General features: G+C 42.5%; 31 protein-coding genes. 21 read left to right on the top strand and 10 right to left on the bottom strand.

What is annotated here, in order from left to right:
- Positions 1-38: 38 nt before the first annotated feature.
- The 9 genes from CYP51_RS03455 to CYP51_RS03415 form a co-directional block, all read right to left on the bottom strand.
- Entirely contained in the window at positions 39-1,286 is a 1,248-nt protein-coding gene (locus tag CYP51_RS03455) for a phage head morphogenesis protein (RefSeq protein ID WP_103624397.1), read from the bottom strand.
- The gene (locus CYP51_RS03450) at positions 1,276-2,634 is read right to left on the bottom strand and encodes a phage portal protein family protein (protein ID WP_103624396.1); all 1,359 of its coding nucleotides are present in this window, start codon (positions 2,632-2,634) and stop codon (positions 1,276-1,278) included. Before CYP51_RS03450 ends, CYP51_RS03455 begins: the two co-directional genes overlap by 11 nt.
- Positions 2,631-4,274, bottom strand: a complete 1,644-nt coding sequence (terL, locus tag CYP51_RS03445; protein ID WP_103624395.1) for a phage terminase large subunit — start codon at positions 4,272-4,274, stop codon at positions 2,631-2,633. The genes CYP51_RS03450 and terL overlap by 4 nt, the downstream gene beginning before the upstream one ends.
- 8 nt (positions 4,275-4,282) lie before the next feature.
- Entirely contained in the window at positions 4,283-4,768 is a 486-nt protein-coding gene (locus CYP51_RS03440; RefSeq protein ID WP_103624394.1) for a DUF1804 family protein, read from the bottom strand.
- Positions 4,761-5,159: a phage protein Gp36 family protein gene (locus CYP51_RS03435; RefSeq protein WP_258032780.1), complete on the bottom strand. Its 399-nt coding sequence runs from the start codon at positions 5,157-5,159 to the stop codon at positions 4,761-4,763. The genes CYP51_RS03440 and CYP51_RS03435 overlap by 8 nt, the downstream gene beginning before the upstream one ends.
- A 118-nt stretch (positions 5,160-5,277) precedes the next feature.
- On the bottom strand, positions 5,278-6,246 hold the full coding sequence (locus CYP51_RS03430) for a major capsid protein (protein ID WP_103579136.1): 969 nt from the start codon (positions 6,244-6,246) through the stop codon (positions 5,278-5,280).
- A 10-nt stretch (positions 6,247-6,256) separates the two neighbouring features.
- On the bottom strand, positions 6,257-6,583 hold the full coding sequence (locus CYP51_RS03425) for a hypothetical protein (RefSeq protein ID WP_103624392.1): 327 nt from the start codon (positions 6,581-6,583) through the stop codon (positions 6,257-6,259).
- 1 nt (position 6,584) lies between these two features.
- On the bottom strand, positions 6,585-7,433 hold the full coding sequence (locus CYP51_RS03420; RefSeq protein ID WP_103624391.1) for a phage protease: 849 nt from the start codon (positions 7,431-7,433) through the stop codon (positions 6,585-6,587).
- Positions 7,424-7,876 carry a hypothetical protein gene (locus CYP51_RS03415; RefSeq protein ID WP_103624390.1) on the bottom strand — a complete coding sequence of 151 codons (453 nt, stop codon included), beginning with the start codon at positions 7,874-7,876 and terminating at the stop codon, positions 7,424-7,426. The genes CYP51_RS03420 and CYP51_RS03415 overlap by 10 nt, the downstream gene beginning before the upstream one ends.
- 151 nt (positions 7,877-8,027) lie before the next feature.
- On the opposite strand from CYP51_RS03415, the gene CYP51_RS03410 reads away from it, so the two are divergent.
- Genes CYP51_RS03410 through CYP51_RS03340 form a run of 16 tightly spaced genes read left to right on the top strand, consistent with a single transcriptional unit; the run spans position 8,028 to position 16,428 of the window.
- Positions 8,028-8,462, top strand: coding sequence for a glycoside hydrolase family protein (locus CYP51_RS03410; RefSeq protein ID WP_103624389.1), 435 nt, complete (start codon positions 8,028-8,030; stop codon positions 8,460-8,462).
- Entirely contained in the window at positions 8,459-8,875 is a 417-nt protein-coding gene (locus CYP51_RS03405) for a DUF5675 family protein (RefSeq protein WP_103624388.1), read from the top strand. The genes CYP51_RS03410 and CYP51_RS03405 overlap by 4 nt, the downstream gene beginning before the upstream one ends.
- Entirely contained in the window at positions 8,875-9,237 is a 363-nt protein-coding gene (locus CYP51_RS03400) for a hypothetical protein (protein WP_103624387.1), read from the top strand. The genes CYP51_RS03405 and CYP51_RS03400 overlap by 1 nt, the downstream gene beginning before the upstream one ends.
- Positions 9,230-9,478, top strand: a complete 249-nt coding sequence (locus tag CYP51_RS03395; protein WP_103624386.1) for a hypothetical protein — start codon at positions 9,230-9,232, stop codon at positions 9,476-9,478. The genes CYP51_RS03400 and CYP51_RS03395 overlap by 8 nt, the downstream gene beginning before the upstream one ends.
- The gene (locus tag CYP51_RS03390) at positions 9,468-9,851 is read left to right on the top strand and encodes a hypothetical protein (protein WP_103624385.1); all 384 of its coding nucleotides are present in this window, start codon (positions 9,468-9,470) and stop codon (positions 9,849-9,851) included. Before CYP51_RS03395 ends, CYP51_RS03390 begins: the two co-directional genes overlap by 11 nt.
- Positions 9,844-10,455, top strand: a complete 612-nt coding sequence (locus CYP51_RS03385) for a phage baseplate assembly protein V (RefSeq protein ID WP_103624384.1) — start codon at positions 9,844-9,846, stop codon at positions 10,453-10,455. The genes CYP51_RS03390 and CYP51_RS03385 overlap by 8 nt, the downstream gene beginning before the upstream one ends.
- A 2-nt stretch (positions 10,456-10,457) precedes the next feature.
- On the top strand, positions 10,458-10,742 hold the full coding sequence (locus CYP51_RS03380) for a GPW/gp25 family protein (RefSeq protein ID WP_021090248.1): 285 nt from the start codon (positions 10,458-10,460) through the stop codon (positions 10,740-10,742).
- Positions 10,739-11,821: a baseplate assembly protein gene (locus CYP51_RS03375; protein ID WP_103624383.1), complete on the top strand. Its 1,083-nt coding sequence runs from the start codon at positions 10,739-10,741 to the stop codon at positions 11,819-11,821. Before CYP51_RS03380 ends, CYP51_RS03375 begins: the two co-directional genes overlap by 4 nt.
- Positions 11,818-12,366, top strand: a complete 549-nt coding sequence (locus CYP51_RS03370) for a phage tail protein (protein WP_103624382.1) — start codon at positions 11,818-11,820, stop codon at positions 12,364-12,366. The genes CYP51_RS03375 and CYP51_RS03370 overlap by 4 nt, the downstream gene beginning before the upstream one ends.
- Positions 12,366-13,301: a gp53-like domain-containing protein gene (locus CYP51_RS09785; protein WP_180997733.1), complete on the top strand. Its 936-nt coding sequence runs from the start codon at positions 12,366-12,368 to the stop codon at positions 13,299-13,301. The genes CYP51_RS03370 and CYP51_RS09785 overlap by 1 nt, the downstream gene beginning before the upstream one ends.
- 12 nt (positions 13,302-13,313) lie before the next feature.
- The gene (locus CYP51_RS09780) at positions 13,314-13,661 is read left to right on the top strand and encodes a hypothetical protein (RefSeq protein WP_103624381.1); all 348 of its coding nucleotides are present in this window, start codon (positions 13,314-13,316) and stop codon (positions 13,659-13,661) included.
- Positions 13,658-13,822 carry a hypothetical protein gene (locus tag CYP51_RS09775; protein WP_180997732.1) on the top strand — a complete coding sequence of 55 codons (165 nt, stop codon included), beginning with the start codon at positions 13,658-13,660 and terminating at the stop codon, positions 13,820-13,822. The genes CYP51_RS09780 and CYP51_RS09775 overlap by 4 nt, the downstream gene beginning before the upstream one ends.
- Entirely contained in the window at positions 13,806-14,435 is a 630-nt protein-coding gene (locus CYP51_RS03355; protein ID WP_103624380.1) for a DUF7338 family protein, read from the top strand. The genes CYP51_RS09775 and CYP51_RS03355 overlap by 17 nt, the downstream gene beginning before the upstream one ends.
- Before the next feature lie 38 nt (positions 14,436-14,473).
- A complete protein-coding gene (locus CYP51_RS03350) occupies positions 14,474-15,637 on the top strand; it encodes a phage tail sheath family protein (protein ID WP_103624379.1) in 1,164 nt (387 codons plus the stop codon).
- Between the two features lie 10 nt (positions 15,638-15,647).
- Positions 15,648-16,163 (top strand): phage major tail tube protein, encoded by a 516-nt coding sequence (locus tag CYP51_RS03345; RefSeq protein ID WP_103624378.1) that lies wholly within the window; start codon positions 15,648-15,650, stop codon positions 16,161-16,163.
- Between the two features lie 25 nt (positions 16,164-16,188).
- Positions 16,189-16,428, top strand: coding sequence for a phage tail assembly protein (locus CYP51_RS03340; protein WP_103624377.1), 240 nt, complete (start codon positions 16,189-16,191; stop codon positions 16,426-16,428).
- 129 nt (positions 16,429-16,557) lie between these two features.
- On the opposite strand, the gene CYP51_RS09770 is transcribed toward CYP51_RS03340, so the two are convergent.
- A complete protein-coding gene (locus CYP51_RS09770; RefSeq protein ID WP_180997731.1) occupies positions 16,558-16,725 on the bottom strand; it encodes a hypothetical protein in 168 nt (55 codons plus the stop codon).
- A gap of 42 nt (positions 16,726-16,767) precedes the next feature.
- Between CYP51_RS09770 and CYP51_RS03335 the strand changes: the two genes are divergently transcribed.
- From CYP51_RS03335 to CYP51_RS03315, 5 genes are all read left to right on the top strand, one after another.
- On the top strand, positions 16,768-19,008 hold the full coding sequence (locus CYP51_RS03335) for a phage tail tape measure protein (RefSeq protein ID WP_103624376.1): 2,241 nt from the start codon (positions 16,768-16,770) through the stop codon (positions 19,006-19,008).
- Positions 19,009-19,012: 4 nt separating this feature from the next.
- Positions 19,013-19,384, top strand: a complete 372-nt coding sequence (locus tag CYP51_RS03330) for a phage tail protein (RefSeq protein ID WP_103624375.1) — start codon at positions 19,013-19,015, stop codon at positions 19,382-19,384.
- The gene (locus tag CYP51_RS03325; protein ID WP_103624374.1) at positions 19,377-19,568 is read left to right on the top strand and encodes a tail protein X; all 192 of its coding nucleotides are present in this window, start codon (positions 19,377-19,379) and stop codon (positions 19,566-19,568) included. Before CYP51_RS03330 ends, CYP51_RS03325 begins: the two co-directional genes overlap by 8 nt.
- Complete coding sequence (locus tag CYP51_RS03320; RefSeq protein ID WP_103624373.1) at positions 19,562-20,533, top strand: phage late control D family protein; 972 nt, start codon at positions 19,562-19,564, stop codon at positions 20,531-20,533. The genes CYP51_RS03325 and CYP51_RS03320 overlap by 7 nt, the downstream gene beginning before the upstream one ends.
- Positions 20,534-20,644: 111 nt before the next feature.
- Entirely contained in the window at positions 20,645-21,985 is a 1,341-nt protein-coding gene (locus CYP51_RS03315; protein ID WP_103624372.1) for a hypothetical protein, read from the top strand.
- Positions 21,986-22,222: the final 237 nt, after the last annotated feature.

Genomic DNA, 22,222 nt, shown 5'->3' with positions numbered 1-22,222 from the left:
CAAGCTGTATATGACTTGGGTTCGATGCCCGGCCTTATCTACTTTATCCTTATGTATCTTTTTTTATCTTTCAAAATAGCTTTATAATTTTCTACGGGTATCCTCGTAATAGTCGCTATAAAATTATCGGTTTTAAATTTTTTAAGCGTATAGTCTAGGCGGATGACGGCGTAATTTACCATGTTATCTTTTTGTAGGCTATTATAAAAATATAGTAAAACATTGTCCTTTTTATCGTAAAATACGCGTTTAGCTTCATCAAAAACGCCTACTACGGCTTTTATTTCATCGATATTGGGCTCTTTCCCCTTCGGCTTGCTATCTCTCGTTATGTGCGAGATGGTGTTTTGATAAACGGCTATACTGGATGCTTTGGGCTCTACGTCGATTATTTTTAGATTTTTCTTGATACTTTGCTTTAACTCCCCTACTTGAGCCACCTGGTAAATTTTATCCTTGATGATTTTACCGCCGACTACGGCGCCTACCATGTCGTCTAAGCTTTTTTGCCAAACGTAAATGTCTCGCTCGTGCTCGAAGCTATCTAGGGATTGTTTTAAATTTTTCTTTGCAAGAGTTGAAGTAATGGCGTCCAAGGCCTTATTTTGCTTATCTTTTAAAATTTCGTCTGTCTTATCAACTTTACCTGGGTTGTATCTAAAATCTTTTTCTGCAGCTTGAGGTAAAAAAGAGCCATCTGCAAGTGGCACGATACCTCTAGCTACGCATTCGGCCTCTGTAAGCACCTGTATCTTGCAGCGACATCCCCAGCCATTTGGCGGATAGTTGGTATCCCAAAATTTATCAGTTTTAGGTAATGTCTTACCGTGAAGCTTTCTATGAGCTTCTCTTGTTCTGCTATCAAGCACTGCAGTATAGCGGAAGTATTCGCCCAGGCTTTGCATCTGACTTTCATACCTAGCCTTGGCATAGGCCGTTCTCATATTGGTGTTAAATATAGTTCTTAATCTTCTATTGCCTACGTAAATTTCTTTTTCTTCGCCAGTCTTTGGGTCTTTTACTTTGATATTTCCCAGCCAACCTTTCTTTGCCAGCATAGGCTTTACACTATTTTTCCACTCGTCAAACCCAATGCCGTCTTTAAAAGCTTTTGTAAGCGAACTTTGCATATCTTTTAAAAGGTCTAAATTTGTCATCTTGGCTATCGTAAAAGCCTTTTTATGGGCGTCGTGAATGATCTCGTCGTAATCAAAGTGTGCTTCTGGCTTTTTGCTCTTTAAGTATTCATAAACCGCCGTAGGCTCCTCGAAAAAACTAAATTTCATCTAGATATCCCAACATCTGCGCATTGGCTACGGCTTTAAACATCAAGGGCTCAAGCTTTTCAAATGGTAGATCGTAAAGCTCGTAAAGCTTATCGAAAGCCTCTTCGTAAGTCTCGCTGCTTGCGATTAGTTTGTTTAAGGCCGCTTCTATCTCGCCGTCTTCTATATCCATCTCGTCCGTGGCTTTATCAAATCTATCTAAAGCCTTTAAAGAGCCTTTTAAAGCTGCTAAATTCGCTTTATTGGCTTTTAAATTTTTCTCTTGCACCCCGGCATTTTCGTCGATCTCAATATTGTAAGTCGAGGTTATATATTTTTTGGTCGGAGCAAAGCCCATATCGTATAGCGTCTTGTCTCTTGCAGCGCGCTCAGTATTAGGAGCGTCTTCGTCGAATAGTTTGGCGTAAAGCTCGCCGTTATAGCCGTTTATCTCCTTAAAAAAGCTTATGGCTTTGTTCATCACGAAGATTAAAATTTTAGCATCGTTTGCGGCCAAATCCTCTCTGATTTCATTATGTGTCTTTGCCGCGGCATAGCTGCCTTCTTTTACGTCACTGGCTAAATTTGCGCCTAAAATAGCCTTGCTGATTTGATTGTCGAGGTATGCGGGAAGTCTCGTAAAATCTACGTTTGAGGTAGGCTGTACCAGCGTGATCTCCTCGTCTGTGTCTATGACCGCGCTATCGCCGCTAAGCATAGCTTGCACTTCCGCAGCCATTTCGTCGGGCTCGTAGCTAGTTTTTGCTATCGCCCAGGGCGATCCGAATTTTTCTAAAAACCTAAACCAAAACTTTAAACTGGCGTTTTTCATCTTGACTGGGAAATACAGCTTTTTAAGCAGCCCGTCTCCGTATACCTTTCTAAAATTCGCTCTGTTTAATGCGTATATAACTTTTAAAGGCGGAATACTTCGCTCGCTTCCGTTCGCATTAAATGTGAACTCGCCCGCATCGTTAAATTTAAACTGCCTAAAATCGCGCTGCACTAGTCTTGGGTATACAAGACCTTCTTTTTCTTTGTAGTTAATCTCAAATACGTTTAATCCGTAAAGATAGGTCTCTAAAATTTGGCTGACTACGTCGGGATTAAAAATCTTTTTAAATTCATCCTTAATTTTTTCATCGTCGCAAACGATTTGGATCTCTTTTTTCTCGGTCACGGACTTGCGGCTCACGTCGCACTGCGTAACAGTAAGATCGGCTAGTATCATATCCATATCGTCGTCGCCAATGCTGGAAACTCCCGTATTTATCAGCAAATCTATCAGGGTACCGTTTTGGGGAATGAGAGCTGCTTTCTTGCGCTGCGGCTGCTCGGATTTATTTTTAAATAATTTGTCAAATATCATCTAGTGCGCCTCTTTACTTTCTTTTTTAGTTTTGTTAGGTCGTATGCACCCGCTAAGCTATCAGGCGCGTCGTCGTGCTTGGCTTCGGGATACTCCGTAAGCTGTTCTATAAGCAGGCTTTGGCTTTGATGGAAGAGTATTTCGCCGTCCTCTATAGGAACTTCAAGCTCCTCTATCCTTTGTCCTTTGCTTGCGGTATTATTCACGCCCTTTAAAGGTAGTTTAACGCCTATTTCAAAGGCCTTTTCTCTGATCCAGCCTCTAAAAAACTCCTGCCCGCCGTTGCTCTCTATCGCACAAACGCGGCATTTATAGAGCTGATTAAGCCTAATGATCTCTTTGATGGTCTTTTTGGTCTTCATAACCTCTACTATGCTTTCTGCTACGTAGATCTTGGCTTCTGCCGTGCTTACTCCTAGTACCGTTATAGCCGTGTAGTCGCTCTTTTTCTTTTCTCCTGCGGGGTCGATATACATCACGAAGTAATCGCACCTCGGAAGCTCGCGGTAAAAATGCATACTCTCTTTGGTGAAAATTTGAGCCTCGCTTCTAGGATCGTTTTGCTGCTCTTTGTTAAAAGATTTCAAGTTTTCGGCGCGCTTTTGCATGAGTTTTAAAATCGGTAGCGCATCCTCCCAAAGCACCCGCGCCCCGTCGTCCATAATGGCTTTGTTTTTTAAATAAAACGTTTCGCTAGCCTCTTTTGAGACGTTTTTGTAAAGCTCGCTCCATCTCTCCCACAGATCCATACGTTTTGGGTAATTTATGATGCTTTGGTACTTTTTGGCATTCCAAAATTTAAGCTTGAGCTTCCTAGCTAAAACGCTATCTGCGTGAAGTACGGTGCCGATATAAAGCACGTCCAGACTTCCGTCTACGCTGCCCAAATTTAAAACCGCTTCGTCTAGCCACTCCTCGAGCTTGTCGCGTTGCTCTTTACTGCGCACGTTGGTGTCGTTTTCTAGGTCGTCTAGGACTACTAGATCGGGGCGATAAACGCCGAATTTTACGCCGCGCAGTCTTTTGCCAGAGCCAAACGCCTTAAGCTTGACTCCGTTTTTGGATACGAACTCGCCTATCTTCCAATTTTTGCTTGCGCCGCAAACGTGTGGGAAGTCCATTTTTAAATTTGCGTTGTCCTCAAGCTCGGCCTTGATGGCTTCAAGACACCCCTCAACGAGCTCCACAGCATCTGAAATTTCGACTATGAATCGCTTCTTGCCAAAACAAATACACCAAAGCGGAAGAAGCTGTGAGCAGTACGTGGTCTTTGCATGACCGCGCGGCGCGGCGCGGGCGTATTTGTCTCCGCTTGCGTTTTGCGTCATAGCTTCAAAAATCTGCGCTAGATCTTCGTGAAGCGCGCAAGAGCTGCTAATGCTAAAATAGTGTGGGAAATAAGTCCTTGCAAAAAACATAAAATCGTGCTCGGCGCGTTTTACTCTTGCGGCCCTATCTTTGGGAGATAGAGGACTATTTAGATGTATCTGCTCTTTTAGCTCACCGCTAAGCTCCTCAAGCCAGCCGTAAAAGTCTTTGCGCGTGAGCTTACTAAGCTCGGGCTCTACGGCGCCAGCTTGCTTGTGCGTTTCTCTACTGTATTCTAGGAAGCCATCTAGCTCATCTCTTGAAAAAAGCATACATCATCCTAAACGTCGAGCTCTTCGATAGCTTTGACGAATTTTTCGCTCTCGATGAGCTCTACGAGTTTTTTGATACACTCTTTGTTCTCGTCGTCTTTAAATTTATCGACTACCAGCATAATGACCTTTTTGGCGATACTTAAGCGGTACGCCGCCGGATTTTCGTAGCTTGCAACTTTGGTCATCTTAACGAAGCTGTCGCCTATCTTTGAAAGCGCCTCGGCCTTTTTGCCCGCAGGCAGTTCGCTCTCTCTTATATCTTTTACGGCTAGGCGCATCTCTTCGATAAAGTTTTGATAGATATTTTGCTTATCTTCGCTGCTTTTATTTAGATAGCTTACGGCTTTTAGTTCGTCCCAGTCGCCGTTTTGAGATTTGTAGTTTTTTATGGTTTTTACGGTCTTGTTTAAAATTTCAGCTATGCGCTCAAGGCTGAAGCCTTTTAAATATAGCTCTTTTGCTAGCTCTCTGATATTCGGTTTTTCAGCCATTTAAATCCTTTAAGTCCATTTTTTTCTCGCTGTGCCTAAACGCTCTTATGCCGAGCTTGGGCGCGCTGTCGTCTTCTAACGTAACGGGAAGCTTTTTGCTAGCCATTTTTAAAAGTAAAGCGTCTAGCTTTGCTATTTGTTCATTTAGCGCCTCTTTGGGGAAGTTGTTTCGCTTTTTTAGCTCGATAATAGTCAAATTTACGCCGATGTCTTTTAATAGCGGCGTAGGGTTTTGCGGAAGTTTGATGAAAGAGGAGATATAAGCCAAGGCATTGTTTACGCTATCGTCTATGACGCCTTGATTAATGGCGCCGCTTCCTTCAAAATCGCTAAGTTCAAGCAACTCTCTAACAGAAACCTCTTTTAGCAAATCATCATTAGTTATATCCATCTTATCTCCAAATATTTTAAGCCTTTTAACGAGCGTTAAAGGCGCGTTAAAACGTTTAAAATATTTTTTTAGTATATTTGGTCGTTTTTAATTTAAAAGGGCTCTAAGCCCTTTTAAATTACATTTTTAGCTCGATGATCGCGTCAAGCCTATTGCAGATCGGAAGCGGTCTGCTTTCGCTAACTATGCCCCAGCCCATACCTTTGTCAAGCACCTCGGGAGCTGCAGCAAAGAATTTAGTCGGAGCTTTGCCGATGGCAGACGTGTGATTGGCTCTCGTATAAACTACCTCGAAGATGTCGTCCATTAAAGGAACTACTATGCCTTTTTTGCCGCTCATGTAGCTTGTATCTTTGCCTTTTGTGTTTTTGTACGAGGCATCATACGGCATAAAGGTCTTGCCGAAAAGTTTAAGAGTTAAAACTCCATTGCTATCGACAACTTCGCAGGATTTTAGCTTTAGAAGCTCCTGGGCTTCGGCTAGTTTAAGCAACTCGCCAAAAAGCTCTCTGGTTACTAGCGCGATATACGGCTTTGCAATACCTAACACCTCTTTTTGAGCGGCCTCGATATCGCTTAACAAATCCAATAACTTAGTCGCATTCGTGATGGTTATCTCTTTTCTATTTGCGCTAAGCTCAAACAATACCTTTCCTTTGCCGTCCATTACCTTACCGAAAATAGCGCCTATGGCCATATACTCTACCGTATTGGCGATATTGCTCTTTTGGCTAGCTAGTTTTTTGCCGATAGCCGCAGACAATGATTTAAGCTGCTCGCTTTGAGTATTGAGCGTTTTTAACAAATTCATCTCGCTGGCTGGAAGCGTATCGTACTGCGGGAAGCGAGGAAGTGGCACGGAAATAATGGTTTGGTCGGGATTTTTCGTCACCAAGTGCTCTCCGTTTTCGCTAACGCTTTCAAGGATCACGCCTGCGCCTTTTTCTATGATGATGTTATGGGTATTGGAAAGCGTCGGAGTCCATTTTTTGAAAAATGTATCCGTTATAAAACTTTGATCGGCCTTAGTCTGATTTATGATCTCAGTCATAGCCTCGACCGTAAATTTTTTTAAAAGTTCATCCATTTTTATCTCCTTATCTCACTATAATTTTTTGTTTGAATAGTGCGGTTTTTAGCTCCGCAGCGGCGCCTTCTAGTATTACCTCGCCAAGTACTAATACATCCGCTTCTTTGGTGGTCTCTACGTTGTCACAAAGCACGCCAAATACCGCCTGGGCGTTTGCGATGGTTGTAGTTTGGTTGTCGCTAGTTACGGCCGCAAAACTCTCGCCGCCGTTAATGCTAAATAGCACGGCTCCGCATTCTAGGGCTTTTGTGGTCTCTACTTTGGCGTTAACGCCGAGCACCTTGTTTACGACCACATCTCCGATGGTCTTTGGCTTTTTTTGTTCGTTAGGCATTTTATTCTCCTCCTAATGCAAATTTAACGACGTCTATTTCTACGTCAGATTGGCTTTTGTTGGCAAACATATCGTTACCGGGCGCGCTCGTTTTTTGTTGCGTCGGTATAACGCCTTTTAAAAACTCATTAAAGCCGTTTAAATCGGCTTTTGCGTAACTGAGTGCCCACTGCTTTTGACTTTCTTGCAGCTTATTTGCGATAATGGCTGTGTCTACCGCGCTTTGAGCTAGTTGCTCTTTTAGCGTAGCGACCTCTTGTTTAGAGGCATCAAGCTGATTTTTAAGCTCGACTATCTGAGCCTCATAGTTCGCGCTGTTTTGCGTAGCAACCTGAGCCTGCGGCTCGCCTTTTGGATTTTTTGCATCATCCATGTTTGTCTCCTTTGTAAAATTTTTATTTGCTCTTACTTCGCCCAGCTCGTCAAGAAATGGCTTATTAGTTAGCGCCGCCGAGTGCAACGTGCACCCCTGCCAAGCTCCGGTTTTTTCATCTACCCCCATAAAGTCGTAAACTGGGCTAAGATATTTATATTCGCCGTTTTTGATAAATTCTTTTGCTTTAGTCGTCCAACTTACGCGCCCGTAAAGCGCGCCGTCTTTTATAAAAAGCTCTTTTATCCAGCCCGCGGCAGGCGCTATCTCTCCACTTAAAGTTTGGTGCTCGTAGTCGATCACTATATCTAGGCTGCGTTTGTCGAAATTTAGTTTCATCTTTTCGATATCGGCGGCATCTATACTAAACGTTCCTCCAGCGTGTCCTTGCCAAACGCCGGTTACGGCCAAGCAAATTTCGCTTAAAACTCCTTCTTTATCGTCCTTTAGCGCGATTAAGTCTTTCGTTATGAGCATAAGAATTCGTCCTTTTCTAAAAGTTGTGTTCGTATCTGCCTAGTGAGCACGTAGACGTAGCCGTAGTCGGTAATATCGTTTAGCGACGCCTTAGCGCTTTGGGGCTCTATCCTAAACTCGTTACATAAATTCGAGTTTCTTAGTCTTTCATCTATCGCCTCGCATAGAGCATAGGCTTTAAATTTATTGGCTTGTCGGTAGTTTTGATTTTTGTTTGAAGTGCAAGCTAGTATATGGATATTATATGTCGCGCTTCGCTCTACTACGTTTTCGTATTTTTCATCCACGAACTCTACGAATACGAAGCTCTCGCCGCCTTTTATCAACAGCTCCATCTCTTCTTTATTGTTAAACTCGCCCAGATACGCCCTAACTACCGAGTTTTTAGGTTCGGTCGCTTCTTTAATCGTATTTATAAGTTCTTTTTCAAATTCTTCCAGCATTTAGCGCCTTTGATTATTTTTTGTGCGAATTATGGGCTGTTTTGGGCCGAAAATCTATTACAGAACTTTGACAAAGTTTTTTGATAAAAAATCGTGATAGATTTTTGAGGCGGGTATGGCGTAATATTGCGGCAAAAGTTTGGAGAATGCAATGACCTTAATAGAAAAAATCAAAGAAAACGAGGGCCTTAAAGACCATCGCTACGAGGATAGCCTGGGAAGAGCAACCGTGGGCTACGGCTTTTTGCTGGCCGCGCTTACGCCCGACGAGCTAGCGCTAAACGGCGGCAAATACGAACCCATGAGCAAAGAGACGGCCGATAAAATTTTAGAACTCAAACTTAAAAAACTAATCGCCGCGGTATTTGCGACATTTGATTGGTTAAAGGAAAAACCGCAAAACGTCCAAGAAGTAGTGATAGAAATGGCCTATCAGCTAGGCGTTTCAAAAGTGAAGAAATTCGTAACTACGATGCATCATATAAGAATGGGCGAATACGAAGCCGCCTATCAAAGTGGCATGAATTCTCTTTGGGCGAAACAAACTCCAAACAGAGCAAAAAAGGTACTAGGAGGCTTATTGTGAAGTTAACAATAACGCGCTTTAAAAATATAAGTGACGGTACGATAGGAAAGTTTGAACTGTGCGAAGCGGACGAAAAACCGCTACTTTCAGGCTACACCCTTGAACCCGCGGGCGAAGACTGTGTAACGCCGGGGCGAGATCTACGCGTGCCACAAGGAGTATACGAGACGGCGTGGGAGTATAGTCCGCGCTTCGGACGGGTTCTAGCGACGCTTTTTAACGAAAAGGTAAGCAAAAACCGCCGTATACTCATTCACGCGGGAAACTACCCCAAAGATACGCTAGGCTGCGTTTTGATAGGCGCGAAAGCGGATGAAAGAGGGATTTACGATAGCAAAAAGACGCTTGAAACCTTTATGGAGCAAGCCAAAAATAAGCCGCTAACCGTAGAAATCATAAATAAGGGTGTTTGATGGGCTTTTTAATAACTAAACTTCCTATTGTAGGCTTTGCCTTAGCCGCGCTTTTTGGTTTTGCTTGCGTAAATTTGTTTTTGGAAAATTCAAAACTCAAAAGCGAAAATTCGGTTTTGCTTAAAGACCTTGAAAGCGCAAAAGAGAAAAACGAACGGTTAACCAAGGACTACACTACGGCCAAAAACAATCTAAACGCCTGCAATGTATCTCTTTCTTTGCAAAACGAAGCTATAAAGGCTGCTGCGGTAAAGATCGACGATACTGTGTCAAAAGAGGCCGAGAGAATAAAGAATATCTACGTCAAAGATAAAAGCTGCAAGGCGGAACTAGCCGCATATAAGGAGCTATTTCGTGATTAGGATTTTGATTTTTTGCGTGTTTGTTTTGATCTTTGCGGGTTGTGCGACCAAACCTCAAACGAGCGAGCCGCATATCATTTATCAAGAAAAATACGTACCCGTAAAATGCAATGCAAAGATACCCGTAAAACCGAAAAACGACGGCACGTTTGAGATGGATAAACAAATCGCCATCTATTACCGCGATTGCGAAAAAAAACTAAAACAATGCCTTGGAATAAAGGAAGAAGATGGAAAATAGTAGCTTAAATTTTAGTGACGAGATAAGAGAGACAGCAGGACTAATAAATTTAGCTGGATCATGGGGGTTAAATGAATTTATCGTTTTTATGGCGATTTTTGGTTTTATAGGCTTCGTGGTGATCTTTTGGCTGCTTAGCAGATACACGAGCAAAAACACTGATTTGATGATCGATGTGGTGAATAAAAATAGTGAAGCGATAAATAAACAAAGCAGCGCCACTGAAAAACTAAGCGATATCTTAGCAGCAAATTTTGCCATAAACAAAGAGAAGCTCAATGAAATACATGATGATGTAAGAGAGATCAAGCATAGCGTAAAGTACACAAGAACGCCAAGAAATAAAAAATTTAGCGAGCACATAAATGATTGAAGTTGGAATTATTAGTGAAGTAAGAGATGACCGTGCAAAAGTTGCCATTGGTTCGATGGTAACTGATTTTTTGCCAGTATTTCAAGCACATGCCAACTCTTATGCAGTGAGCTTTTCACCAATACGTGTAGGAGAACAAGTGCTAGTGTTACCTGTGCATGATGAGTTAAACTCAGGCGTGGTGCTTCGTGGGCTTTATCAAAGTTCACATAAAACTGATGCAACCGATAAGAAAATACATATAAGTTTTGAAGATGGCATAAAGATGAGCTATGACAGCTCTAGCTCTTGCCTTGAAATTTCATCTCCAAAGCTTATAAACATAACTTGCGATAACGCAAATGTAAAGGCTAAGAATGTGATGGTAGAAGCTAGCGATACCACTATAAAAAGTCCAAAAATCAAGCTACTTGGCAACACTTTGATACAAGGGGCGATAAATACAGCTGGAGTTGGTGGTGATAGCGGTAGTTTTGAGATAAACGGAGATGTAAAAATCACTGGCTCAATCACAGCAGGTGGTAACGCAAGCTTTGGTGGTAGCGTACGTGATGGACGTGGCAACCTAAGCGATCATACAAATAACGGACTTGCGAGGGATTAGTGATGAAATATCTCATTGATATAGAAAACTCTATCAAAGACATACTCCTAACTCCGCTTGGCTCAAGGGTGATGCTACCTGAGTATGGCAGCAGAATTTATGAGCTAATAGATCGCAAGGTGGATGATGAATTTCGTGCTGATCTGGCGTGCTTTGTGATAGAAGCGGTTGAGAAGTGGGAAAAGAGAGTAAAGATCGATGAAGTTCGTCTTATAGGCCTAAAAGATCATAAGCTTAGCTTTAAAGTAGTGCTTATGAGTGGCGATGAGATAGAGGTAAGAGCATGAATTTAAAGCAACTTCCATATCCAAACGTTATTGAGGTACTTAAATATGATGAAATTTTAAATAATGTTAAAAACCTTTTTAAAGAGCATTTAACTGATGATGAAATTTCACTACTTGAAAGCGACAACTACTCGGCCTTACTTGAAACACTAGCATATAGAGAGTTACTCTTGCGAGCCAGGATAAATGATAGCGTTAAGGCTATGTTGCTACCACTTTCTACTGGAGATGACCTTGATAACATAGTAGCGATTTATGGCATAGAGAGACTAAAAGGAGAGAAGCCAACCGCGCAGAGTGAATTTACACTCTCTATGCCAAGAAGCAGCGATACATATTTACCAAAAGGGCTAATTTTACGCAGCGAAAATGGTGAAATAGCTAGCTTAAAAAGTGAAGTTGTAATAAGAGCAAATGAGCTAAAAGCTGTTGGAGTGATCATTTTAGATGAGTTTACAAAAACTAGCAAAGCAAAGTGCGAATATATCCAAACACCGCTTCCTTTCGTATTAAAAGCAAAACAACTAAGCGAGTTTGGGGGCGGCGCGGAGGTAGAAAGCGACGAAAGGCTAAAAGAAAGAGCCGTGCTTTCTCTTGAAAGATTTAGCACCGCGGGAAGCAAAAAAGCCTATATATATCACGCCCTTTCGGCAAACGCAAAGGTAGAAGAAGCCAGCGTGCTAAACGGGGGACCCGGCATAGTAAAGGTATACCTAAAAACTAGCGATATGAGCGAAGAAACCAGACAAAGCGTAGCGGACTATCTAAGCGGCGAAAAGGTTCGCCCGCTAACAGATACGGTTATAGTAGAAAACGCTACGATAAAAAATATAGAGGTTAGGGCCGAGCTGGAACTTACCGATATGTTTTTGCAAGATAGTATAGATAAAGAAATCAAGGCCTCAAAAACCTCTCTTTCTATCGGCGAAGATCTAAATTTAAGCTACGTCTACTCCACTCTTCATAGAAGCGGTGTATATAGAGCGAGGCTAATAACTCCGAGCGCGGATACCAAAGTAGGAGAAGATAGCTTTATAAAAGTAAGCTTTTCTCTAAGCTACAAAAAGGCCGAGTTATGAACTTGCTGCCAAACCACAAAAGCAAATTTGATAAAAAATTTGACGAGCTGTTCGGAGCAAGGCTTGATAATCTGGATTTGGGAGCGATAAACATATTAGCGGGCTCTTGCCCGGTTTCTCTTTTGCCTATACTGGCCCAAAGCTACGACGTGGATATAGACGGACTCGGCGAAGCGGCAGCCAGAGAGCTTATAAAAAACGCCTTCGAGATACATTTTTATAGCGGTACTTTTTATGCCGTAAAAAAAGCCGTGAGCGCATACGATAAAGACGCACTTATCGTTGAAGGAAATTTAAGCCAAAGATATAACGGAGCTTTTAAATTCGACGGTTCGCGCTTTTACGGCAGCAATAGCCACTGGGCGGAATATAGCATCATAACTAGCGGGCTAACCGACCGCGCAAAAGCGCAAAAACTAAAAGAGGCCGCGATCGCCGCTGCGCCCGCTAGGTGCGTATTAGTAGCGGTAGAGGCTAGAACGACCGCGCTAAGATACGACGGTGCGGCAAACTACGATAAAACTTACAATTACGGAGTGTATTAATGGCAAATTTAAAAGAAATCGTCGCTTGGGAAAGCGGAATTTATCAGTTAGAAACAACCGACCCGGTAGTCGGCGGCGCGGACGGCATAAGCAACAAGCAAGCTATTCAGCTAGCAAACCGCACCGGCTACCTCAAAAGCGAGATAGAGGCGCTAAAATCGGACGCTAGCGCAAAGCTATACAAAGACAACAGATTCACGCAAAATCAAATGGTCGACGGATACGTCATAGCAAATCACTTCCACATGAAAATGAAAACGCAAGACGAGTTCGTAGACGGCAATAGCGAGATATGTTTCAGGGAAAGCCAGCCCGTAATTACCGACAATCCAAGGGCATTTAGGTTTATGTCGCTAAGCAAATTGAAAGAGGCGGTAAACGCAGGGGTGACGTATAGAGGCGAGTGTTACGCAAAAAGCGAGAGCGACGCTAAGTATGCGAAATTAAACGAATACAATAGATTCACGCAAAATCAAATGGTCGACGGATACGTCATAGCAAATCACTTCCACATGAAAATGAAAACGCAAGACGAGTTCGTAGACGGCAATAGCGAGATATGTTTTAGAGCGGGACAACCGGCGATTACCGACAATCCGACTCCGTTTAGGTTTATGTCGCTAAACAAGCTAAAAGAGGCGGTAAAGCCGCAACTAGCCGCATCTTTTAGCCAGAGCGGATACGTAACGCTCGACAACGGCCTTATTATTCAATGGGGAAATGTAACGGGTGAGGGAGAGAAGAACTTTCCTATCGCATTTCCAAGAGCATGCTTCACGGTGGTAGCCGGCAACGCGGACGCGCAAGGCGATTCCGCCGATAACTCATTTGCTTACCCTATTAGCAAAGAGAAATTTTATTACGCGACCAAGGTAACGAACGTTTATAAGGTAATAGCCGGCTACCCAGGTAGTTTTATCGCGATAGGCTGGTAGAAAGGAGAAAAGATGAAATACGCATATTTTAAAAGAGAGACTAATAAGATAATAGGGTTCTACGACGATGAAATTCATGAGGCTATCCCGAAGCCGAACATAAAAATCAGCGACGACGAGTGGCTAGAAGCGCTAGCGATAGGCGCAAATACTATCAAAGACGGCAAGATGATATACGTTCAGCCGAAGATAGACGAAAAGACGCGCGAACTAGCCGAGCTCGAAGAGCAAATCAAAGAAACCGAAAGCTACATTCGCCATGCGATACTCATCGGAAACGATAGCGCCCTTCCGGAGCTTCGCGAGGAATACAAAGAGCTTCTAGCTCAAAAACAAGCCCTAGAAAAGGAGAATAGATGAAAAAGAAAGCTAAACGCTGCGAAATTTGCTCAAGCAAACTAGACAAAAAAGGCGATTGTCCTTGGAGCGGCTGCCCGGCTAGCCCAAAGTATCAAACGGAAGAAAACGAATCAAAGCAAGAAAAAACGCAAAAGGAGAAAACAAGTGAGAGCGCTAAATAACAAAGAAATTTTACAAATTTCAAAAAATATCGCTATCGAGCTTCCGCTTGAGATAGCCTCTTTCGTAGTAGTGCCCATAGCTCTAGCTTTTACGAAGCCTAGCGACGATCGTCTGCCGAAATGGGCCAGATGGTTCGAGGACGCAAACGACTATTACGACGGGCAAAACGCGGCTATAAACGGCGACGGCGGATGGAGACGGGATCACTTCCCGCCCCCTAAAAACCGCACGTACTGGGCTAGGCTTTGCTGGCTTTTAAGAAACCGCATCGGCTATTTTTGCGTCAAATACCTCGGCGTCAAAACAAGCCAAATAGACCCCGCCTCTATCAAAACCGACGGAGATCCGTCCGTCGCGTCAAACGGCGGCGCGGTAAGCTCGTGGTGCAAGGTAGAGTGCAGACTCAAAGACGGACGCGAGCGCTTCGGTTATTACCGCACGATCAGATGGAGCAAACGCTTTTACGCGAGAATCTATGTCGGCTGGAAACTCATGGACATAGCCGGGGCGAACGCCTCAAACTGGCACGAATATACCGAGGGCGAGGATAAAAAGGTACTTAAAACCGTTTGGGCGTTTCATCCGTTTAGGGGAGTCGAAGACGCCCGATAAAGAATTTCAAACATCAATAAATTTTAAAAGGAGATAGTATGGCAGCAAAGTTCGGAGTAAACGTAACCATTTCAGCCGAGGCCGCAAGACCTATCAGCGTAGAAAGCGTTACGCCCATAGGAATTGCGGGATATGAGGAGGTCCTAGAAAACGGCCTGCATTTTTTCATGACGACGGCAAAGGCGCTTGAAGCGTTAGAGGCAAAATACAAGGCGAAAAAGAACGCTAGCCAAGCCTTTAAAAAAGGCTCGATTTATAGGGCGTTAAAGGGCATCGAAGATCAGGCGGTAAATACGCAAATAATATTAAGCGTATTTACCAAAGACGACGATAGCGATACGAACGACGAGATCACGGGGTGCAAAAATGCTATATCAGAGCTAACCAAAGCAAAATCTCGCTTCGGGTATAACCCGAATTTAATAATAGCGCCGGGATTTAGCAACGAAGACGCCGTAAAAGGCGAGATAGAAAAAGTGGCCACCAGACTAAAAGCGACCGGCATCGTAGATCTAAAAGCCCAGGACGCGGCCGCGGCGATAGTAAAGATGGGCGACTTCGGCACTAGAAGGCTCGTTGCGGCATATCCTAACGTCAAGGTTTGGGACGATGAAACCAACGCTTACGTCTATGAGGGGCAAAGCGCTAGAATAGCCGGAATGATAGCTCATACGGACGGCGCAAGCGAGTTTGGATATAGCGACAGCTACTCAAACAGGGTTATGATAGGAGTCTCAGGCACGGAAATAGACGTAGATTTCGAGCTAGGCGAGACGTGCACCGCGGACGAGCTTAGATCGGCTAAAATTTCGACCGTCATTAGAGAAAGCGGCTTTAGGGCTTGGGGCGGAGAGACTAGCGATCAGGATACTATATGGAAAGACCTCGCGAGAGTAAGGGTATTCGACCGTATTTCGCAGGCTTGCCAAAAAGGCGTGCTGTTTGCGATCGATAAAAAAGCCGATCAACTCTATCACGCTAAAAGAAGCGTTAGCGAGCTGCTTAGAGGGCTTGTAGGAGCAAAGGTATTGCTGGGATACGAGCTATCTTGGAGCGAGAAAAATACGCTAGCAAACATCACGGACGGCAAATTTTACCTAGACGTCAGAATGCAAAACAATCCTATCGTAAAACAGCTTACGCTTGATTTTATCTATGTCGATAAATACGGCGAAACGCTTATGAACGATTTAAATAAATAAGGAGTAAAAAATGGTAAAAAGACAAATTCCTCAGGTCATCCAGGAAGCAAGCGTTTTTATCAACGGTCAAGGATATCTCGGAGTAACCAAGAATTTAAAGGTGCCGACCTTGGAGTTTGAAATGGTAGAGGCCAAAGGAGCGCTAAGCGCAAATTATTCTACCGGTATGCTAAAAGCTACCGAGCTTGAGTTTAAAATTTCAAAAATAGATAAAAATCAGTTCGTAGCGCTCGGACTTAACGCCTTTTCGAACAGAGTGCCGTTTTTGTTTAAAGCTTCGGTATTTACGAGCGGTAAAGGCAGTCCCGTTCCTTTTTCTATGGCGGCGACGGGAGATTTTATAAGCTATGACGTAAGCGAATTCGAAAGCGGTAAAGAGGTAGAGGTAAGCATAAAATTAGCGGCTCATTTCTTAGATATAAATATAGATAACGTGCCGATGGTAGTTAAGGACGTCGAAAACATGATATGTCTTATCTCGGGCGTGGATTATATGGCGAAAGTTAGAAGCAATTTGGGCGAATAAGATAGAGAAATTTAAAGGATATACGATGAGAAAAACGACGATTAAGCTGCCTATTAACGGCAAAGAAGTAGAAATTTTCGCGCCTACGGTTAGAGTTATGAAGCTAGCCGGACTTGAAAAAAGCGACGACGAGAGAGCGATCAAGCTAGTAGTTAGCTGCGCTAATATGTCAAGCGACGAAGTAGAAAACCTAGATATGCTTGATTTTAAAGCGATCGAGGAGGTGATTAAGGATTTTTTGCAGCCTGCGAAAAAATCGGCGTAAATAACGAGGCCATAGCGTCGGTGGCTTACGCCTTAGGATTCGGTTATAACGAAATTTTAGATTTAGACGTAATAGATTTTAGCGAGTTCGTTAAAATCTCGGAGCGAATTTTAAAGGCTAAAAGCGGAGTTAGTTAGATTTTTTTAATATTCTAGGAGCGTCTAAAACGGCGCCGACTCCGCCTATTAAGCCGCCTAACAAACCTAGTCCGAAAAACAAAGCGATTAACGTCTGCCAAAACCCTACCGGCGAGGCATAGAAAAATAAAAATATAAAAATCGGAATAAGAAAAGCCATTTTAAATCCTTTTCACGGATTATAGCATATTAAAGGAAAATTATGGATAACTCGCAAATCGGTATTAGTATAGGTCTAGCCGTTAAAGGGTTAAGTCAAATTTCGGAGTTAAAAAAGGGATTCGACGGTTTAAAAAGTAAAATTTCGCAGGCCAAAAACGCCGTTACGAGCCTAGATAGCGCCAAGCTTTCCAACCTATCGGCGCAAATAAAATCGGCAAGAAAAGAACTTTTTAGCGAACTTACTTCAAATCTAGGCGCTATCGCGAACTCTGCGGCTATCGGTTTGCCTATTAAGCTAGCCATCGACGACGAAGCGGCGTTTGCCAACGTGAAAAAATACGTAGACGATACGGACGAAAATTTAACTACGTTAAAAAATAGTATGAGAGGGTTAAGTACCTCGCTAGGAAAAAGCTTCGGCGACATCGCTCAAATAGCCGTAGGCGGCGGTAAAATCAATTTAAAAGGGGACGAACTCGTAGCCTATACGAAGATGCTAGCTACCGGCTCGGTCGCGTTTGAAATGAGCGCGGACGCCTTGTCTCGCGCGGCCAATAATATGAAAGTCGGTTTTAAAATGGATAATTTAGACCGATTAAACGACTTTTTCGACCGAGTAAATTTGCTCGATAACAAAGTAACCAACGCAAACGCGGACGAGATATTCGAAGCCACGTCGCTAACGGCCGCAAATGCGAGTCTAATCGGGTTAAGCGCGACCGACGCCGCCGCGATTAGCTCTACCATGCTAAGCACGGGTAAGGCTACGTCGGTCGTAGGCACTAGCTTAAACGCGCTTTATTCGACCCTATCGATGGCGGATAAAAAAGGTAAAGCATTTCAAGAAGCGTTAGCTAGTATCGGTATGGACGCCGGGTATCTAAAAGCGGCTCTGGCTAAAGACGCCGCGGGAGCGATAACTACGTTTTTAGAAGCGATTTCAAAAGCCGATAAGGATAAGCAAGCAGGGCTTTTATACGATCTAGTGGGCGGAAATTTTAACGACGAAATCGCAGGGCTCGTCACCAACATAGACGCCCTTAAAGAAAACATGAGATTAGCCCGCTCTAACGAAGCGATAGGATCTATGCAAAAAGAGCTTCAAACCAAGCTAGATACTACGAAATCAGGCATAGAAAGATTGACGCAGGCGTGGAGAAATTTAGGCTCAAATCTTGGAGAGACGTTCTTACCGCTTGCTAACCTCCTTGCCTCGGCGCTGGGCGGGATAGCCGGTATGCTTAGCGAGCTAAACTCTAAATTCCCTACGACGAGCGCCGTAATAGTAAGCGCGGCTGCTGGCTTTATGATGTTTAAGCCGCTTTTACTTATCGGTAAAATCGCGCTTTTAAGCGTTGCGGACGGCTTTTTGGGCGTCGTTAAAATACTTAAATTTTTAAATCCTTTAAATTTGGTAGCGGCGGCCAGGTGGGGCGCTCACGCGTTTAGTTTAGCGGGCGCGACGCTCGCGGCGAAAGCCCATGCGTTTAGTATGCTATTAGTAGGCGCTAGGCTAAAATCGGCGTTAATACTAACCGCGGCTTGGAGCGGAGCTACGAAAATCGCCGCGGGCGCCTCTTTGATACTAGGTAGAGGGTTAGCTTTTTTACGCGCCGGCTTTATAGCCGCCGCGGCCGGTATGAAGATTATGCGCCTAGCCCTAATCTCTACGGGTATCGGAGCCCTGGTAGTAGCTCTCGGAGCGGGCGCGGCATGGGTTGTCGAAAACTGGGACAAAGTAAAAGCCTTTTTTGAAAACATCTGGGAGAGCGTAAAACCCTATTGGGAGGCTACTTCAAATTTCTTTAGCTCGATATTTGACGGGGTCGTAGAGTGGTGGAGATCTATATTCGGAGGCTTTTTTGATTGGATCAGCGAGAAATTTCAGTGGGTCGTAGATACCGTTAGCTCTATCGGCGACGCCTTGGGAGCGGCTACGAGCTGGACGAAAGACGCTCTTGGTATAGGAGACGGCAAAGAAACGGCTTGGTATAACCCTTTTTCTTGGTTTAACGACGAAGAACCTCAAAGCGCGCCGAATAAGGCCAAAGAGGCCTTATTCGCGGCGTCTAACCCCGTCTCCCCGCAAGCCGCCACAGTAGCGGCTACCGCAAGCGGGGCAAATATAAATATAAGCTTTAACGGCGATTTTTTACTTAATTCAAATAACGGTAAATTCGATTTAGAGAGCTTTAAAGCTCAAATAACAAGAGGCGTCAAAGAGGCACTTAAAAGAGATGAATTTAACAGCGCCAACACCGAAATAAGAGAGCAGAGGTAGCGATATGGTCTTAAATTTGGGCGGATTTAAATTTAACTGGAAGCAAGTAGGCGGTATATCCTTAGAGACCGAGTTTGGCATAAGCTCGCAGGATCGTATCCAAAATCACCCGGCTTTATTTGCGGCAAACCTCGGAAACCAAACCGTGAGTATAGAGGGCCAGACCATGCCCTATAACGGCGACAAACAGACGGCGTTAAAAAGGCTTTACGAGCTGGCACGCGGTAGGCAAAGCTATGCGCTAACCAACGGAAACGGCAAATATTTCGGCAGGTTCGCGGTTATTAAAATCAGCGAAAAGCAAGCCGTATTTACCCCAAACGGAGCGTTTTTTACGCAGAGTTTTAGTTTGGAGCTCAGGAGAGATTATGACTAAAATTTACATAGCCAAAGACGGCGATAGGCTCGACACTATCGCCTATAACCATTACGGACATTTAAGATTTTTCGAGCAAGTACTAGCTCTAAATCCAAAGCTGGGCGCTACGCTTAAAGCGGGCGACAAGGTATTTTTGCCCGAAATCAAAGAGAAAACCAAAGAACAGGCCAAATTATGGTAAAACACCCGAATTTCAAACTCGAAGCGAACGGCAAAGATATTACGGAGATAATCAGGGCAAATTTAATCGACCTAAGCTTTGACGACAAAGAGGGAAGCAAAAGCGACGAAATAAGCTTTGGCGTTAGCGGTATATACGCCAAGCCCGTATTCGGCGATAATCTAAAGCTTTGGCTAGGATACGGGGACGATCTTTATCTTTGCGGCTCGTTTAGCGTACAAACGGCTAGCAGGGATTATAAAAACCAAACCACCGAAGTAAGAGCCACTGCCGTAAACTTCGCTAGCCCTCAAAAAATCAAAAAGCGCAGAAGCTGGGAGAACACCGCCGTATTTGAAATAGCAAGGAAGATAGCCGCTGAAAATAAGCTCGCCGTAAAAACGTCCGGACAAGATCAAAATATCGCATCCGTCTTGCAAAACGACGCGGGAGATCTAGATTTCTTGTATGGGTTGTGCTTTGATTACGGCTTTATCATGGCTGTCAAAAATAACACCATCGTTATAGCTTCCAAAGACGCCAAAGGAGACGAAACGCAAACGAGCAATACTCCAAAAAACGAAAGCCTACCTGCTTTTACTCTAAATTTAGCCGAGCTTTACTCGTTAGAGATAACCGAAGCCAACAGAAACTCATACGGGGCGGTTATAGTAGAGTGGCAAGACATCGAAGCTGGTAAAACCAAAAGTATCAAGGTAGGTAGCGGAGAGCAAACATATAAAATGCAAATAGCCCAACCAAAGAGCGATAATGAAGCCTTTAAAATGGGTGAAGCAAAGCTAAACGAATTGCAGCGCGGCGGCATAAACGGCAGGTGTAGTTTGCCCGGCGCAAATATAGTAGCAGGCGGAAAGCTTAAATTTAAAGGCATAGCTGGACTAGAAAATAATGAATTTAGCATTAAAAGCGTGGAACATAGGCTGACAAGCAAAGATTATACATGTGAGGTGGAGTTTGAGGGGTGAAGTACTAAATCAAGCTTCTTAAAACCAATAAAATATTTTGTATTGATGACAAAAGCGCAACAAATACTATATAATATAACCAGGCAAAAAAACAAAAAGGGAGTGAAATTTATGAAAAAGACAGAATTGATTAATGCTATAGAAGCACAAAAAAATAATTTTTATAAAGATGGAAACATATTTTTACTAAAAAAAGACAATGAGTTCATCGATGGTGATTTCAGAACCGCAAAAATAGATGATGAGGAATTAGATATAAATGGTATGAAGATAAAAATTCTATCATCACTATTTAAAAGACAAGATGGGTTTTCTAATTATTGGAGCATATATGAATTTGCAAGTGTTGATTTTAGTGAGACAAGAGAAGGCTACTATAAGCTATGGATACCTTATGAAAATGCTGCTGACAAACATCTTAATTTATCTAATCATTTTGGTAGTGATATATTTACACATGGATTTTGCGGTAGTTTGAATGATTATTTAAAATTTAATATTAAAAAGAAATATACGTTTTCATTTTTTTATCATATTAGTAACTTCTTGATTATAGATTGTGAGGAAAAAATCACCTTCAAAGAGTTTGATGAGTATTGCAGGATTATATTATCTGCAATTGGTTTCATTACTGGCTTTATACAGATGGATAGAGGTTATTATTTTGAAGACGATGATTTAAAATGTTCGGAATACAAAAATTTTAAATATACAAGTAGTTTTTCTCCTACTTATGAAAGTAGCTTTTACACAATAGAAGAAAATCCGCATCAATATTGCTTCTCAAATAAAAAAGTTGATATCAACGAAAAAAATAAAAAACTTAACAAAAAAGATTTTGAAAATTTGGTAGATAAAATGCTAGACAATATAAATTTCAGAGAAGCGATAGATACACTAATGACAGCAAATACCCTATCTATAAGCTACCACTCAATGAGATTACTTGCAACGGTTTTAGAAATTTTAACGCAAAAAAATGAATCGGACAATAAGAGAACTGAAATAAAAAGAACTACTTATGAAGAAGATTTTATTAAGCAGCTCAAGAAAGAAGCAGAACGACTCATAGGAGATAATTCTAGTTTAAAAGAAAAAAAGAAAAATATATTAGGCAGAATTGACAATATATTTAATCTACCAAACAATGATAAGTTGTTATCATTGTTTGACAAAAATAAAATCGAATTAAACAAGTTAGACAAAAAGTGTGTTATGCTTAGAAATAACCTTTTGCACGGTGAAGCATCTATAACTAGCATTCTTAAAAATCAAGACGAGATAACACAAGTAATGTTTATATACTTAAAATTAAATACATTAATAAATGCTGCAATATATAGCAGTATAGGATACAAAGGGATAATAAGAAATTTACCAAAACTTTTTATGGATTACAAAAATATAGAGGAGCTCCAGAACGAAGAGTATTTTATTTCTATAAATCAATAGACAAAACTTACAAAATTTCTAGTAGCTTTAGATCGAATTAATATTGTTAAGTTTCTCGTTTTTTACATTAAGGTGAAAAATGAGATTTTTTATGAAAATTATGAGATAGGTTAAAGGGTCTTTAAAGGCTTATTAAATGTCTTTAAATTTTTTTGAGAGCTTGAACGTATCTTGCCTTTAATAGGATACTCTCTTATGAGATCTTTCGATTTTTAAATATTCAATAGTATTTAAAGT

The organism is Campylobacter concisus, assembly GCF_002912895.1.
Classification (GTDB): Bacteria; Campylobacterota; Campylobacteria; order Campylobacterales; family Campylobacteraceae; genus Campylobacter_A; species Campylobacter_A concisus_G.
The sequence above is the reverse complement of the archived record's forward strand: the minus strand, read 5'-3'. Positions and strand labels throughout refer to the sequence as shown.

What these genes read in the sequence shown, in the direction of transcription:
- CYP51_RS03430 (WP_103579136.1), bottom strand. Translation starts at nt 6,246, where the DNA reads ATGGATGAACTTTTAAAAAAATTTACGGTCGAGGCTATGACTGAGATC.
- CYP51_RS03325 (WP_103624374.1), top strand. Translation starts at nt 19,377, where the DNA reads ATGACTAAAATTTACATAGCCAAAGACGGCGATAGGCTCGACACTATC.
- CYP51_RS03335 (WP_103624376.1), top strand. Translation starts at nt 16,768, where the DNA reads ATGGATAACTCGCAAATCGGTATTAGTATAGGTCTAGCCGTTAAAGGG.
- CYP51_RS03425 (WP_103624392.1), bottom strand. Translation starts at nt 6,583, where the DNA reads ATGCCTAACGAACAAAAAAAGCCAAAGACCATCGGAGATGTGGTCGTA.
- CYP51_RS03315 (WP_103624372.1), top strand. Translation starts at nt 20,645, where the DNA reads ATGAAAAAGACAGAATTGATTAATGCTATAGAAGCACAAAAAAATAAT.
- CYP51_RS03455 (WP_103624397.1), bottom strand. Translation starts at nt 1,286, where the DNA reads ATGAAATTTAGTTTTTTCGAGGAGCCTACGGCGGTTTATGAATACTTA.
- CYP51_RS03400 (WP_103624387.1), top strand. Translation starts at nt 8,875, where the DNA reads ATGGGCTTTTTAATAACTAAACTTCCTATTGTAGGCTTTGCCTTAGCC.
- CYP51_RS03450 (WP_103624396.1), bottom strand. Translation starts at nt 2,634, where the DNA reads ATGATATTTGACAAATTATTTAAAAATAAATCCGAGCAGCCGCAGCGC.
- CYP51_RS03375 (WP_103624383.1), top strand. Translation starts at nt 10,739, where the DNA reads ATGAATTTAAAGCAACTTCCATATCCAAACGTTATTGAGGTACTTAAA.
- CYP51_RS03385 (WP_103624384.1), top strand. Translation starts at nt 9,844, where the DNA reads ATGATTGAAGTTGGAATTATTAGTGAAGTAAGAGATGACCGTGCAAAA.
- CYP51_RS03420 (WP_103624391.1), bottom strand. Translation starts at nt 7,433, where the DNA reads ATGCTCATAACGAAAGACTTAATCGCGCTAAAGGACGATAAAGAAGGA.
- CYP51_RS09775 (WP_180997732.1), top strand. Translation starts at nt 13,658, where the DNA reads ATGAAAAAGAAAGCTAAACGCTGCGAAATTTGCTCAAGCAAACTAGAC.
- CYP51_RS09780 (WP_103624381.1), top strand. Translation starts at nt 13,314, where the DNA reads ATGAAATACGCATATTTTAAAAGAGAGACTAATAAGATAATAGGGTTC.
- terL (WP_103624395.1), bottom strand. Translation starts at nt 4,274, where the DNA reads ATGCTTTTTTCAAGAGATGAGCTAGATGGCTTCCTAGAATACAGTAGA.
- CYP51_RS03370 (WP_103624382.1), top strand. Translation starts at nt 11,818, where the DNA reads ATGAACTTGCTGCCAAACCACAAAAGCAAATTTGATAAAAAATTTGAC.
- CYP51_RS03340 (WP_103624377.1), top strand. Translation starts at nt 16,189, where the DNA reads ATGAGAAAAACGACGATTAAGCTGCCTATTAACGGCAAAGAAGTAGAA.
- CYP51_RS03380 (WP_021090248.1), top strand. Translation starts at nt 10,458, where the DNA reads ATGAAATATCTCATTGATATAGAAAACTCTATCAAAGACATACTCCTA.
- CYP51_RS03330 (WP_103624375.1), top strand. Translation starts at nt 19,013, where the DNA reads ATGGTCTTAAATTTGGGCGGATTTAAATTTAACTGGAAGCAAGTAGGC.
- CYP51_RS03320 (WP_103624373.1), top strand. Translation starts at nt 19,562, where the DNA reads ATGGTAAAACACCCGAATTTCAAACTCGAAGCGAACGGCAAAGATATT.
- CYP51_RS03435 (WP_258032780.1), bottom strand. Translation starts at nt 5,159, where the DNA reads ATGGATATAACTAATGATGATTTGCTAAAAGAGGTTTCTGTTAGAGAG.
- CYP51_RS03440 (WP_103624394.1), bottom strand. Translation starts at nt 4,768, where the DNA reads ATGGCTGAAAAACCGAATATCAGAGAGCTAGCAAAAGAGCTATATTTA.
- CYP51_RS03390 (WP_103624385.1), top strand. Translation starts at nt 9,468, where the DNA reads ATGGAAAATAGTAGCTTAAATTTTAGTGACGAGATAAGAGAGACAGCA.
- CYP51_RS03415 (WP_103624390.1), bottom strand. Translation starts at nt 7,876, where the DNA reads ATGCTGGAAGAATTTGAAAAAGAACTTATAAATACGATTAAAGAAGCG.
- CYP51_RS03410 (WP_103624389.1), top strand. Translation starts at nt 8,028, where the DNA reads ATGACCTTAATAGAAAAAATCAAAGAAAACGAGGGCCTTAAAGACCAT.
- CYP51_RS03350 (WP_103624379.1), top strand. Translation starts at nt 14,474, where the DNA reads ATGGCAGCAAAGTTCGGAGTAAACGTAACCATTTCAGCCGAGGCCGCA.
- CYP51_RS09770 (WP_180997731.1), bottom strand. Translation starts at nt 16,725, where the DNA reads ATGGCTTTTCTTATTCCGATTTTTATATTTTTATTTTTCTATGCCTCG.
- CYP51_RS03345 (WP_103624378.1), top strand. Translation starts at nt 15,648, where the DNA reads ATGGTAAAAAGACAAATTCCTCAGGTCATCCAGGAAGCAAGCGTTTTT.
- CYP51_RS09785 (WP_180997733.1), top strand. Translation starts at nt 12,366, where the DNA reads ATGGCAAATTTAAAAGAAATCGTCGCTTGGGAAAGCGGAATTTATCAG.